Genomic DNA, 12,335 nt, shown 5'->3' on the forward strand with positions numbered 1-12,335 from the left:
ATGAGAGTGCTCCTCTTGGGCCGAGGGGGCCGGGAACATGCCCTTGCCTGGGCATTGGCCCGTTCCCCCCTCGTCAAAGCCCTTCACGCCGCGCCGGGCAATCCCGGCATCGCCGATTACGCCACCTGCCACGACATTGATCCCTGCGACGCCCCGGCCGTCGTCGAACTGGCCCGCAGGCTTTCCGTCGATTTCGTCGTCCCCGGTCCCGAATCCCCCCTCGTCGCCGGCGTCGGCGACGCCCTGGAGGAGACGGGCATCCCCGTCTTCGGCCCGGGACGCTCCGGCGCCCGCCTGGAAGGGAGCAAGGCCTTCTCGAAGGAGTTCATGGCCCGTCACGCCATCGCCACGGCTCCCTTCGACCTCTGCCGCACGCTTCCCGAGGCCGAGGAGGCTCTCAGAAAGCGTCGCCCCCCCTATGTCGTCAAGGCCGACGGCCTGGCAGCCGGCAAGGGGGCCTTCATCGTCGACACCTTCGACGAGGCCCTGATCGTCTGCAGCGACCTTCTCGTCAGGAAAACCCTGGGGGACGCAGGAAAGGTCGTCATCGTCGAAGATCACATCGCGGGAACGGAGCTGACACTCCTTGCCGTCACCGACGGCAAGACGGTCCGCCTTCTTCCCGCCAGCCAGGACCACAAGCGGGCCTTCGACGAAGACCGAGGCCCCAACACGGGAGGGATGGGAGCCTACGCTCCCGTCCCCTGGGCCGACGAGGCCCTGCTCGACCGCATCGGAAGGGAGATCCTCGTCCCCACCATCGAAGGTCTTCGCCGTGACGCCATCCCCTTCAGAGGCGTTCTCTATCTGGGCGTCATGCTCGACGAGGCGGGGAAGCCCTGGGTCCTGGAGTACAACGTCCGCCTCGGCGATCCCGAGGCACAGGTCGTCCTCCCCGTCTTCGGCGGAGACTGGGCCACCATCGTCTCGGCCTGCTGCCAGGGAAGGCTTGAGGCGATGGCGTGGCCTCAGGCCCAGGGGGCCGCCGTCGGCATCGTCCTCGCCTCCGCCGGTTACCCCGGGGCCTACGAACAGGGTTTCCCCATAGAAAAGATGGATGCCCTGTCCGGAGGTGACATCCTCGTCTTTCACGCGGGGACGGCCCGTAACACCTCCGGGCAGATCGTCACCGCCGGAGGCCGCGTTCTCACCGTCGTCGGCCTCGGAGAGGACCTCTTTTCGGCCCGGGAGCGTGCCTACGAGGCCACACGTTTCGTCTCCTTCGAGGGCGTCCACTTCCGTCGCGACATCGCCCGCAAGGCCTTTATCTGACAGAAGGGAGCCTCTCCATGGAAACAGGAAAAGCCCTCGTCGGCGTCGTTTTGGGTTCCAAATCGGATCTCGCCCTGGCCGTCAAGATCGCCGAAACCTTCGACAGCCTGGCCATACCCTTCGAGGTCACCGTGGCCTCGGCGCACCGAACGCCGGAAGACGTGACCGCCTACGCCCGCAGGGCCCGTTCGCGGGGGCTGAAGGTGCTCATCGGCGTCGCCGGCCTGGCGGCCGCCCTCCCGGGCTGCCTCGCCGCCGAAACGACCCTTCCCGTCATCGGACTGCCCGTCGGAGGAGGCGCCCTGGGAGGCATGGACGCTCTCCTGGCCATTGCCCAGATGCCTCCGGGCATACCGACGGCCACCGTCGGAATCGGGTCGGGCCAGAACGCCGCCCTTATGGCGGCGCGCATTCTGGCCTTGGACAACGACCGCATTCAGGAGGCCCTCTGGACCTTCCACTCCCAGGCGGCCGATAAAGTGCGGGCCTCGCGAAAGGAGCTGGAGCTCCTCCCCCTGGCCCCCGATGAGGCCTTCCGCTGACCGACGTCTTTCCTCATTCGAGCCTCCGTCAGGACAACGGAGTAGAATGGAGCGGGAGGGTGAAAACCCTCCCGCTCCATTCGCGAGGTGATCTCCCATGACGGAACGACGCCCCTCCTGGGCGGAACAGCTGAAGGCCCGCCATGGCGGACCGGTGAGAAAGATCGCTCTCGACGCGGGTTCCGGATGTCCCAACAGAGAGGGCCTTCTCCGAGGCGGCTGTCTTTTCTGCGACGAAAGGGGGGGCGGCAGCGGCGCCTTTCTCCGGGGCCTCTCCCTGGCCGATCAGATCCGATCGGGCCTTCATGTGGCGCGTCGACGCTTCGGGACCGACCGCGTCATCCTCTACTTTCAGAGTTACTCGGCCACCAACGTCCCCCTCGAGACCTTCCGCGCCACCTTGGGAGAGGCCCTGATCCTGGCCGAGGAGGAGGGAGCCTCCGTCGTCGGCCTCTCCGTCGGGACTCGCCCCGATCTCGTGCCCGACGCCGTGCTCGACCTGCTCTCCTTCTGGACCCAAAAGGGACTGGAGGTCTGGCTGGAACTCGGCGTCCAGACTCTCGACGAAAAGGGACTCCTTTTCCTGAGGCGGGGCCACGACGGCGCCTCCTCTCTCGACGCCTGCCGCCGGGCCCGACACCGGAACCTCAAGGTCTGTGCCCACCTCATCGCCGGACTTCCCGGCGAGAAGCCTCACCAGCTCGCCCTTTCGGCGGAGCGCCTCTTCCGGGAGGGCGTTGCGGGCTTCAAGTTCCACCCCCTTCACGTCCTGAAAGGGACGGCCTTGGAGCTCCTCTACAAGGGAGGGACCTTCCAGCCCCTGACTCTGGAAGTCTACGTCGATAGGGTGGTTCTGGCTCTCGAGGCCCTCCCCGACGAGATCGAGATCCAGCGTCTCACCGCCGACGCCAGGGAGCCTCACCTCGTCGCACCCGGCTGGATCGCCGAAAAACCCCGGTTTCTTCGAGCTCTGGCCGATCGCCTCGACGCTCCCCTCTCCCCTCTGATCCGCCCCCTCAATCCTGAGGAAATCGCCGACGCGGCGGCTCTCGTCCGAGAGACCTTTCTCGCCGAAGTGGCCCCTCTTTTTCCCGAAGAGGGCATCGAAACGTTTCTCTCCTTTGTCGACGAGGAGGCCCTCGCCGGACGCCTCGCCTCGGGACACCTTCTCTTCGCCGCCGTAAGGAAGGGGCGGCGGACGGGCGTAGCCGAGCTGACGCCCTCGGGCCATCTGGCCCTTCTTTTCGTCGACCTTTCGGATAGTCGCCGGGGGACGGGAAGGGCCCTCGTCGAGGCCGTCCGGGAGTCTGCCCTCTCTCTCGAGGCCAGACCTGAGACGATAACCGTCAACGCCTCGCCCAACGCCGCAGCCTTTTATCGCCGTCAGGGCTTCGTCGCCTGTGGAGAGGAGCGGGAACGACAGGGCATCCGCTATCGCCCGATGGCCCTTTCCCTGACGGGCCCTCCCCTTTGCTGAAAAAGGCTGCCGAAAGCAGAAGGGCGGAAGCGGGGACCTAAAGGCCCCGCTTCCGCCCTTCTGACGGGCCGATCAGAGCCCCATATAGGCTTTGCGCACCTCGGGAGAGTCGAGCAGATCGCGGGCCGTTCCCTGTTGGACGATTGTCCCCGTCTGGATCACATACCCCCGATGGGCGATCTCTAGGGCCTCCTGAACCATCTGTTCCACGAGGAGAACGGTGACGCCCGATCGGTTGATGGCCACGACGGTCTCCATGACCTTCTCCACCAGGGAGGGCATCAGCCCCAGGGAGAGCTCGTCGAGGAGGAGCAGCTTGGGGTCGGACATGAGCCCTCTGGCGATGGCCACCATCTGCTGCTCGCCGCCGCTCATCGTCTCCGCCACCTGCCTGCGGCGATCGTAGAGCTTGGGGAAGAGCTCGAAGACCCGTTTCAGCCCCTCGTCGATGACCTTTCGATCCTTTCTTATGAAGGCGCCGAGCTCGAGATTCTCCTGAATCGTCAGCTTGGAGAAGAGCCTCCTCCCCTCGGGAACGTAGCTGATGCCTCGTCTGATCGTCTCATGGGCCTCCAGCCTGGAGATGACCTCTCCCTCGAAGACGATCTCCCCCCGGTAGGGGTGCATCAGCCCCGCGATGGTCCGCATCGTCGTCGTCTTGCCGGCGCCGTTGGCGCCCACGATGGCCACAAGCTCGCCCCGGGCGATCTCGAGAGAGAGGCCGTGGATGACGGGAACGCCGTCGTAACCGCACTGAATATCGCGGACTTCCAGAATCCTTTCAGTCACGAGGGGCACCCTCCTTCGACGCCTTCAGTCTCTGGCTGAATTTGGCCCCCAGGTAGGCCGTGATGACCCGTTCGTCCTCGACGACCTCCCGGGGAGGTCCTTCGGCGATCTTGACGCCTCCGTCGAGGACGACGATCTTGTCGGCCACGGACATGACGGCCTCCATGATGTGCTCGACGACGAGGAGCGTGATGCCCCGCGCCTTCAGCCCCCGGATGATTTCGACGGCGGCCTTGATCTCCGTCGACGTCAGCCCCGCCATGGATTCGTCGAGCATGAGCAGGCTCGGCTCCGTGGCCAGGGCACGGGCCATCTCGAGCCGCTTTTTGTAGCCGATGGGCAGTCCTCCGGCCAAACGGTCTCGCATGTCGTCGAGATGACAGAGGGCGAGACACTCGAGGGCAACCTTCCGAGCCCGCTCCTCGTCGGTGCCGCGCAGGAAGGCGCCGACGAGGACGTTGTCGAGAACGGTCATCTCCTTGAGGGGACGGACGACCTGGAAGGTCCGAACGGCACCGCGGCGGGCCATCGCATGGGCCGGAAGATTCGTCACGTCCTCGCCCTTGAAGACGAGACGTCCCGACGTGGGCCGGTAGAAACCGGAGATGCAGTTGAAGAGCGTCGTCTTGCCCGCCCCGTTGGGACCGATGAGACCGACGACGCTCCCTTCCTCGACGTCGAAGGAGACGTCGTCGTTGGCCACGAGGGAACCGAAGGTCATCGTCACGTTGCGCGCTTCGAGAAGGGCCATGTCTAGTCGCCCCTTTCCTCTGACCGTTGCCGCCTCGAAAGGATTCCGTCGATGATGCCCATGATGCCCCGAGGCTGATAGACGACGACGACGACGATGAGAAGGCCGAAGAGGATCAGGTCGACGCCGCCGCCGATGCCGCCGAGGAGAGCCCTGCTGTACTCCTGGAGGGGAATGAGCAGGGCCGCGCCGAGAAGGGGGCCGTAGAAGGTTCCCACACCGCCGAGGATGGTGATGAGGACGAATTTCATCGACATGTCGAGGGACATGACCATGGGGGGATCGACGCGGTAGTTGTACTGGGCGAAAAAGGCGCCGCAGAGGGCGGCCAGAAAGGCCGAGAGGGCCATGGCCGTGAGCTTGACCCGGGAACTGTCGACGCCGAGCGATTCGGCCGTCTCCTGTCCCTCCCGGACGGCGCGGAGATAGTAGCCCAGACGGTGCCTCTCGATCCATCGGACGACGCCGAAAATGAGGGCGAAAAGGAGCAGGACTCCGTAGAAGTAGCCCCGTTTGGACTCGTACCAGACAAAATGGATCCATCCGGGCTCACTGAAGCTGTAATCGAGCCCCAGGGCTCCACCGACCCAGTACCAGACCATGAAGAGGCGGTTGAAAATCTCGACGATGGCAAAGGTGGCTATGGCGAAATAGTGCCCTTTCAATTTGAAGCAGGGGTAGCTGATGGCAACGGCAACGACAGCCGCCGTCAGGGCACCGGCGAGGGCTCCGGCCCAGGGGGGGAGCCCGTAGGTGACGACGGCCATGCCCGCCCCGTAGGCGCCTATGCCGAAGAAGACGGAATGACCGAAGGAGACCTGGCCGCAGTAGCCGCCCAGAATATTCCAGGACTGGGCCATGCCCGCGTAGAGAAGAACCTGTATCAGGACGTGCTCCGTGAAGGAACTTCTCAGCAGCCCCGGGATGAGGGGAGCGGCGGCGAGAAGGGCCAGAAGGCCGAACCAGAGAAGATCCTGACGGGCTCGAGGACTCGATCTCTTCATGACCTCACCACCCGAAGAGGCCCCGAGGCCGGACCATGACGACGACGAGATAGAGACCGAAGACAGCGACATACTTGAAGACGGGGGCGATGTAGAAACCGGCGAAGGCCTCGACGAGGCCGATGAGGAGCGACGCCAGAAGGGCCCCGGGAATGCTGCCGAAACCGCCCATGGCGACGCAGACGAAGGCGATGAGGCTGAAAAGGCCTCCGACCTCGGGATGAACGGCCAGATAGGAGGGCAGGAGGGCCCCGGCGATGCCGACGCAGGCCCCTCCGAGACCGAAGACAAGAAGGTAGATCTTCTCCGTGTCGATGCCCATCAGCTCGGCGGCCTCCTTGTCCATGGCCGTGGCCTGGATGGCCCAGCCGAGACGGGTCTTCTTGACGAGGCCGTAGAGGAGAAAGAGGAGGACGAGAGCGACGAGGCCGATGAAAAGCTGGGGGAGAGGGACGATGATCCCGCCGACGCTGAAGGTCTTTCCGCCCAGCAAGGTTCCCTGAAGGAGACGGAAATTGGGGGAAAAGCGGTTGAGGCAGATGTTTTTCAGGAGCATGGAGAGACCGAAAGTGGCCAGAAGGGCCGACATGGCCGACTTGCCGATGGTGTGACTGATGATGAGTCTGTAGGTCAGAGCTCCTACGAGGAAGACAAAAAGCCCGCCTGCCAGGGAGGAGAGAATGGGGTCGACATTCAGGAGGAAACCCAGCCAATAGCTCAAGTACATGGCGATCATGAGAAACTCACCGTGGGCGAAATTGATGACGTCCATCACGCCCCAGATCAGGCTCAGCCCAGCGGCGACGACGGCGTAGAGAAGCCCGTTGAAGAGACCGTCCAGGGCCACTTGCAGGAAGGTTCCCATTGCTTGCACCTCCTGGCGTTTTCCGACGAAAAGGAGATCGGGCCACCGAAGAGAGAGGCAGCGAATCCCTTCGCTGCCTCTCTCTTGCCGCCGACGGACAAAGGTCACGCGCGAGAGGAAGGCCGTCGACGCCGGGAAAGAATCTCCCCCGATCCGATCAGCGTTTCTCCCAGGGAACCATGGGAACGACGGCTTCCGTGTCGGCCAAATCGGCGGGGTAGATGCGCTTGTACTGACCGCCCTGAAGCTGGGTGAGCATGCTCATGGCCCTGATGTTCTGTCCGCCGGGAGCGAAGGCGACCTTGCCGCCCATGGAGAGGGGCGACTCCCACTCGTTGGCGTAGAGGGTCTCGGCGACCTTGGTCGGATCGAGTGCGCCGGCCTTCTCGATGGCCTGGGCCAGGACGAAGAGGGCGACAGCCTCCTGGATCGAGTCGCTGTCGAAAGGAACGCTGGGATCGGTCTTGCCCTTGTAGATCTCCTCGACGGCGGCGACGGCCGGCATGAGGCCGGCGAACTCGGGAGCGTAGCCCGTGCCGCCCATGAAGTAGTTGGCATCGTCGCCGAGCTGACCGGCGATGATGGGATCCTGGTAGCCGGTGCAGTAGTTGAGGGCCACCTTGGGGAGCCAGCTCATCTGCTTCATCGTCCGGACCCAGAGGGTGTAGTCGCCGCCCAGGCAGGCGCCGAAGACGGCGTCGGGATTGGCGGCCTTCAGCGTCTGCACTTCGCTGTTGAGGTTGGTGGCACCGGGGTTGAAGGGCACGTCGGCGACGACCTTGAAGCCCTTGGCCTCGGCGGCCATCCGTCCCTCTTCGGCGGCGTGCTTGCCGAACTCGGTGTTCTCGTAGATGAGCCCCACCGTCTTGAGACCCGTCTCTCTCGTCTCGTTGAGCCACTCCATAAACTCGACGAACTCCAGCGATTCCGTCTTGTCCGTCGGAGCCATGCGGAAGAAGTACTTGAAGTTCCGCTCCGTAAGGGCACCCGAACTGGAACAGCCGCACATGAAGATCTGTTTCTTCAGCTCGGCGACGAAGCTGGCCGGTTTGGTGGCGGAGCTGTTGTAACTGCCGATGATGGCCCAGACCTTCTCCTGGTCGAAAAGACGCTCGGCCTCCGACTTGGCCACGTCGGGTTTGCCCTGGTGATCGGCATGGATGAGGACAATCTTGTAGCCGTCCAGAATCCCCTCCTGGGCAGCCAGAGGAACCTGCAGTTCGGGATGGGCGTTGTTGATGACTTCCGCTGCCGTCTCGACGGCGGCGCGACAGCGCTGGCCAGCCAGGGCGACAGGCCCCGTCAGGGGAAAGAGCGTTCCGATCTTGATCACCTTTTCGTCGGCTGACGACACTCCCGCAAGAACAGCCACCATCAGCAAAGACAGGAGAACCAGGAACAGGCTTTTTCCGCAAAGCTGCCGTTTCATGCCTTCTTCCTCCTCTCAAGACCAACCCTCGCATCGTTGAATGAAAAGGCAACGACGCACCACAGAGCGACGGCTAATATATTAGACAGGAGGCGGTAATGCGTCAAGTTCAGAAAAGGTCAACGTCTTGCCGTCGCTTCGGATGACATCTTCCACGATTCGTGATAAAATTACTTTAATAAAGTGCCTTTTCACCGGCCGTTGCAAGCTGCATTTCTTCAATAATACTCATGTAGGGAGGGAGTTCTCTTGACCTCAAAGATCCTCGTCGCCGTCGACTCGAGCAAGCTCGCCCAGGAATTGGTCCTTTTCAGCCTCGCCCTCTCACGCCGCCTCGGCTGTCCCTGCGATTTCATCCACGTCCTCCCTCCCATCGATCCCTGGCTGGGCTACAAGGCCTGGCTGCCGCAGGAGGCCATCAAGAGCGCCGAAGAGGAGGCCCGGGGGAAATTGACGCGCCTCATCGCCCGAGCCGAACCGGCTAGCCTCCCCTCCATCCACATCGCCCAGGGAAGCGCCTCGGAGAAAATCATCGAGAAGGTCAAGGAAGGCGGCTACGATCTTCTCGTCGTCGGCCACAAGGGGGACAACCCCCTTGTGGAGATCGTCGTCGGCAGCACGGCCGCCTCCGTGGCCCGCTATGCCCCCTGCTCCGTCCTCATCTACCGACCGGGTCTGGACATCCTCTGAGAGAAAACCACGAGGCCCGTTGGAGCTCCTCCGGGCTCGGTAAGAACTTCGCAGTCAACATCGCTTAAGAGAAAACCGAAAGGACCTTGTCCGGTTCACCGAGACATGCCACCTCGCCCGATCGTCGGGGGCCGTCGGACGGCCCCCGACGATCGGGCTGTCCTTTCCCCTTCAGAAAGAGCCCGCCGAAAGAAGGCCTCGACACTGTGAGAAGAGGGGGCGATTCAAGCTACCCAATTTGCAGCCTTTGTTGTATAATTCTTTGTTGCGGCTCCACCGTCGCGATTCCGGAACCAGGGAAGGATCAGTGACATGACAACGGCAGAAAAGATCCGCAATGTGGCCATTATCGCCCACATCGATCACGGCAAGACAACCCTCATCGACGCCATTCTCCGCAGCGGCAAGGTTTTCAGGGAAAACGCCGCCATGGAAGAGCGGGTCATGGACAGCAACGTTCTCGAAAGGGAGCGGGGCATCACCATTAAAGCGAAACACTGCAGCGTCGCCTGGAAGGACTACCGCATCAACATCGTCGACACGCCGGGCCATGCCGATTTCTCCGGAGAGGTCGAGCGCGTCCTTTCCATGGTCGACTCCGTCCTGCTCCTCGTCGATGCCGCCGAGGGGCCCATGCCTCAGACGCGCTACGTCCTCATGCGGGCTCTCCGCCTGGGGCTGAAGCCCATCGTCATCATCAACAAAGCCGACCGCAAGGGAGCTGACCCCGATCGGGCACTCGATCAGACGTTCGATCTCTTCCTCGAGTTGGGCGCATCCGATGTCCAGGCCGATTTTCCCGTCCTCTACGGATCGGGACTCGAGGGATGGATGGCCCGCGATCTCGACGGTCCCAGGCCCGAGGGAATGGAGGAACTTTTCGAGACGATCGTCGACTATGTCCCCGCTCCGAACGCCATCGACGGCGCCCCTTTCCTGATGCAGGTCTCGACTCTGGCCTGGAGCGACTATCTGGGCCGCATCGGATGCGGTCGCGTCCTGCAGGGGCAGCTCCGCAAAGGGGAGACCTTCCGGCGTATCCGGACGGCCTGGGCTCCCGAAAGCCGCAGCGACGGCGATTTCATCGTCGTCGAAGAGTCTCAGGAACAGGCCGTACGCCTCTGGGTCACCGAGGGCATGGAGCGACGCGACGTCGATAACGTGACCGCCGGTGACATCATCTGGCTCAGCGGTCCCCAGGAGATCACCATCGGAGACACCTTTGCCGCCGCCGAGCTGGAGAACCCCGCCCTGCCTCCTCTCGAGATCGAGGAGCCGACGGTCTCCATGTTCTTCCTCGTCAACAGCGGCCCCTTCGCCGGCCAAGAGGGACGGGCCGTGACGATCCGCCAGCTCCGGGAACGTCTGGACAAGGAGCTTCGAACCGACGTGGCCCTTCGCATGGAGGAGCTGGACCGGGCCGACGGGGTCAAGGTCTCGGGACGGGGCGACTTCCACCTGGCCATCCTCATCGAGGAGATGCGCCGCGAGGGCATGGAGTTCTGCGTCTCCCGCCCCGAGGTCATCACCCGCCGCGACGGGGCGGGACACCTGCAGGAACCGCTCGAACAGGTCCTCGTCGACGTCCCCGTCGACTTCCAGGGACCGGTCATCGAAAAACTTTCGCGCCGCAAGGCCGAGCTGGTCTCCATGGAGCCCACGGGCATCAACATCGTTCGCCTCCATTTCGAGATCCCCTCGCGAGGTCTCATCGGCTACCGCAACGAATTCCTCACCGATACGCGGGGGCTGGGCATTCTCAATTCCCGCTTCATCGGCTACACACCCTGGAAGGGCGACATCTCATCCCGGACGAGAGGCTCCCTGGTCAGCATGGACCGGGGCGAGTGCACCAGCTACCAGCTGGAGAATCTCCAGGTCCGGGGCACCCTCTTCGTCCGTCCTCTCGATCGGGTCTACGAGGGGATGATCATCGGCGAACACTGTCGTCCCAACGATCTTCCCTGCAATCCGACGAAACAGAAGGCCATGACGAACCACCGTTCGGCGACGAAGGACAGCACCGTCGTCCTCAACGTCCCCCGAACCCTCACCCTCGAGGCGGCCCTGGAGTGGATCGACGAGGACGAGCTTGTCGAGGTGACGCCCCAGTCGACGCGGGTCCGCAAGACGATCCTCGACGCCGAGTTGCGCCGCAAGTCGGCGCGGAAACTCTCCCAGGCCTCCTGAGGAATCTCTTCGACGCAGGCGCCTCTCCTTTTCGGAGCGGCGCCTCTTCTTTTTCCCCCTTTCGCCTCTGGACCGGAGGGGAGCCTTGTGCAAGAATAGCCCCGAAGCTTTTCGGGAACCCGAAAACAAAATAGCGATGACCGACCACGGCGAGGGAAAGGGGTGAAAAGCCCCTGCGGCCCCGCCACTGTGACCGTGACGAATCCGCAACAAGGCCACTGAGGGACGTTCCCCTCGGGAAGGCGCGGAGGAGGATGACCGGGAGCCAGGAAACCTGTCGTGGAGGTGATAGGAGGTGATGTCTGCGTGGGCGGACGCCACAGGTTGCCCTCTAGGGGGGCCGTGGCCAGGCGCTGCGGTCCCCCTGTGTTGTCCTGACGGTGTCTTTTTTCTCTTCCCTGCGTTTTTGCCCAAAGGAGGTCTTCCCTTGAAAAAGCTGCTGCTCCTTCTCCCCGTGGCCGCCCTCTTCGCCCTGAGCGGCGTCGCCTTCGCCGGCCAGGGCGAGGTCTCCGAAAAAGAGATCCGACGGGCCGTTCTGGTCGTCTCCTTCGGCACATCCATGCCCGAGGCCCGTCACGCCATCGACAGCCTCGTCGACGAGGCCCGCAGGGCCTTTCCCGAAGCGGAAGTCCGTCTGGCCTACACGTCCAACATCATCCGCCGAAAAATACTGAAGGAAGAAAACCTCTTCATCCCCACCCCTCTCGAGGCCCTGGCCAAACTGCAGGACGACGGGTTCACCCACGTTTACGTCCAGCCGACGCACATCATCCCCGGGGAGGAATACGAAGATCTGGGTCGCGTCGTCACCGCCCTGGCCTCGATTCCCGGCAAGTTCGGCTTCGAAAAGATCGTCCTCGGAGCCCCGCTCCTGGCCGACGAAGGGGATTGCGCCGACCTTGCGGCCATTCTCCACCGCACCTACGGAGATCGTCTCGGCAAAGACCGGGCCGTCGTCTTCATGGGCCACGGCTCTCCTCACAGCGCCAACGCCTTTTACAGCCAGATGGCCCTCTGCCTGGAAAAAGTCTCCGATCGCTTCTTCCTCGGCACCGTCGAGGGATTCCCCTCCTTCGACGACATGGTCCGCCATCTTGAGAAGAGCGGCGTCCGCCGCGTCACCCTCGTTCCCCTCATGATCGTCGCCGGTGACCACGCCCGCAACGACATGGCCGACGGAGACGACCCGGAATCGTGGCTCTCTCAGCTCAAGGAGAAGGGCTACCGCGTCGACGCCGTCATTTCGGGCCTCGGCGAAAACAGCGAGGTCCGGGCCCTCTTCCTCAAACACCTGAAGGCCCTCATCGACTAGCGCGGACGAGGAAG

The 12,335-nt window shown here is 63.5% G+C and carries 11 protein-coding genes and 1 riboswitch; of the genes, 6 read left to right on the top strand and 5 right to left on the bottom strand.

Translation table 11 applies throughout. The annotated features are described in order from the left end of the window. The 3 genes from purD (at position 1) to KAR29_RS03395 (ending at position 3,291) form a co-directional block, all read left to right on the top strand. The gene (gene purD, locus KAR29_RS03385; RefSeq protein ID WP_274374232.1) at positions 1-1,272 is read left to right on the top strand and encodes a phosphoribosylamine--glycine ligase; all 1,272 of its coding nucleotides are present in this window, start codon (positions 1-3) and stop codon (positions 1,270-1,272) included. 17 nt (positions 1,273-1,289) lie between these two features. Next, positions 1,290-1,814: a 5-(carboxyamino)imidazole ribonucleotide mutase gene (purE, locus tag KAR29_RS03390; RefSeq protein ID WP_274374233.1), complete on the top strand. Its 525-nt coding sequence runs from the start codon at positions 1,290-1,292 to the stop codon at positions 1,812-1,814. 97 nt (positions 1,815-1,911) lie between these two features. Next, positions 1,912-3,291, top strand: coding sequence for a TIGR01212 family radical SAM protein (locus KAR29_RS03395; RefSeq protein WP_274374234.1), 1,380 nt, complete (start codon positions 1,912-1,914; stop codon positions 3,289-3,291). 72 nt (positions 3,292-3,363) lie between these two features. Here KAR29_RS03395 and KAR29_RS03400 read toward each other — a convergent pair whose 3' ends face one another. The 5 genes from KAR29_RS03400 to KAR29_RS03420 all read right to left on the bottom strand — a co-directional run bounded on the left by KAR29_RS03400 (position 3,364) and on the right by KAR29_RS03420 (position 8,129). Next, entirely contained in the window at positions 3,364-4,080 is a 717-nt protein-coding gene (locus tag KAR29_RS03400; RefSeq protein ID WP_274374235.1) for an ABC transporter ATP-binding protein, read from the bottom strand. Beyond that, positions 4,073-4,831: an ABC transporter ATP-binding protein gene (locus KAR29_RS03405; RefSeq protein WP_274374236.1), complete on the bottom strand. Its 759-nt coding sequence runs from the start codon at positions 4,829-4,831 to the stop codon at positions 4,073-4,075. The genes KAR29_RS03400 and KAR29_RS03405 overlap by 8 nt, the downstream gene beginning before the upstream one ends. Positions 4,832-4,833: 2 nt before the next feature. After that, positions 4,834-5,835, bottom strand: a complete 1,002-nt coding sequence (locus KAR29_RS03410) for a branched-chain amino acid ABC transporter permease (RefSeq protein WP_274374237.1) — start codon at positions 5,833-5,835, stop codon at positions 4,834-4,836. Positions 5,836-5,839: 4 nt separating this feature from the next. Continuing rightward, positions 5,840-6,700: a branched-chain amino acid ABC transporter permease gene (locus tag KAR29_RS03415; protein ID WP_274374238.1), complete on the bottom strand. Its 861-nt coding sequence runs from the start codon at positions 6,698-6,700 to the stop codon at positions 5,840-5,842. Between the two features lie 157 nt (positions 6,701-6,857). Further along, positions 6,858-8,129, bottom strand: coding sequence for an ABC transporter substrate-binding protein (locus tag KAR29_RS03420; RefSeq protein ID WP_274374239.1), 1,272 nt, complete (start codon positions 8,127-8,129; stop codon positions 6,858-6,860). Between the two features lie 249 nt (positions 8,130-8,378). On the opposite strand from KAR29_RS03420, the gene KAR29_RS03425 reads away from it, so the two are divergent. From KAR29_RS03425 to KAR29_RS03435, 3 genes are all read left to right on the top strand, one after another. After that, the gene (locus KAR29_RS03425; RefSeq protein WP_274374240.1) at positions 8,379-8,819 is read left to right on the top strand and encodes a universal stress protein; all 441 of its coding nucleotides are present in this window, start codon (positions 8,379-8,381) and stop codon (positions 8,817-8,819) included. 312 nt (positions 8,820-9,131) lie between these two features. After that, positions 9,132-11,009 carry a translational GTPase TypA gene (gene typA / locus KAR29_RS03430; RefSeq protein ID WP_274374241.1) on the top strand — a complete coding sequence of 626 codons (1,878 nt, stop codon included), beginning with the start codon at positions 9,132-9,134 and terminating at the stop codon, positions 11,007-11,009. 130 nt (positions 11,010-11,139) lie between these two features. Beyond that, positions 11,140-11,305, top strand: a riboswitch (cobalamin riboswitch). A 131-nt stretch (positions 11,306-11,436) separates the two neighbouring features. After that, positions 11,437-12,321 carry a sirohydrochlorin cobaltochelatase gene (locus KAR29_RS03435; RefSeq protein ID WP_274374242.1) on the top strand — a complete coding sequence of 295 codons (885 nt, stop codon included), beginning with the start codon at positions 11,437-11,439 and terminating at the stop codon, positions 12,319-12,321. Positions 12,322-12,335: the final 14 nt, after the last annotated feature.

Source organism: Aminithiophilus ramosus, from assembly GCF_018069705.1.
Taxonomy (GTDB): Bacteria; Synergistota; Synergistia; order Synergistales; family Aminithiophilaceae; genus Aminithiophilus; species Aminithiophilus ramosus.

Excerpts from the sequence above, each read along its gene's own strand:
- purE (WP_274374233.1), top strand. The coding sequence starts at position 1,290 with ATGGAAACAGGAAAAGCCCTCGTCGGCGTCGTTTTGGGTTCCAAATCG.
- purD (WP_274374232.1), top strand. The coding sequence starts at position 1 with ATGAGAGTGCTCCTCTTGGGCCGAGGGGGCCGGGAACATGCCCTTGCC.
- KAR29_RS03410 (WP_274374237.1), bottom strand. The coding sequence starts at position 5,835 with ATGAAGAGATCGAGTCCTCGAGCCCGTCAGGATCTTCTCTGGTTCGGC.
- KAR29_RS03415 (WP_274374238.1), bottom strand. The coding sequence starts at position 6,700 with ATGGGAACCTTCCTGCAAGTGGCCCTGGACGGTCTCTTCAACGGGCTT.
- KAR29_RS03405 (WP_274374236.1), bottom strand. The coding sequence starts at position 4,831 with ATGGCCCTTCTCGAAGCGCGCAACGTGACGATGACCTTCGGTTCCCTC.
- KAR29_RS03420 (WP_274374239.1), bottom strand. The coding sequence starts at position 8,129 with ATGAAACGGCAGCTTTGCGGAAAAAGCCTGTTCCTGGTTCTCCTGTCT.
- KAR29_RS03395 (WP_274374234.1), top strand. The coding sequence starts at position 1,912 with ATGACGGAACGACGCCCCTCCTGGGCGGAACAGCTGAAGGCCCGCCAT.
- typA (WP_274374241.1), top strand. The coding sequence starts at position 9,132 with ATGACAACGGCAGAAAAGATCCGCAATGTGGCCATTATCGCCCACATC.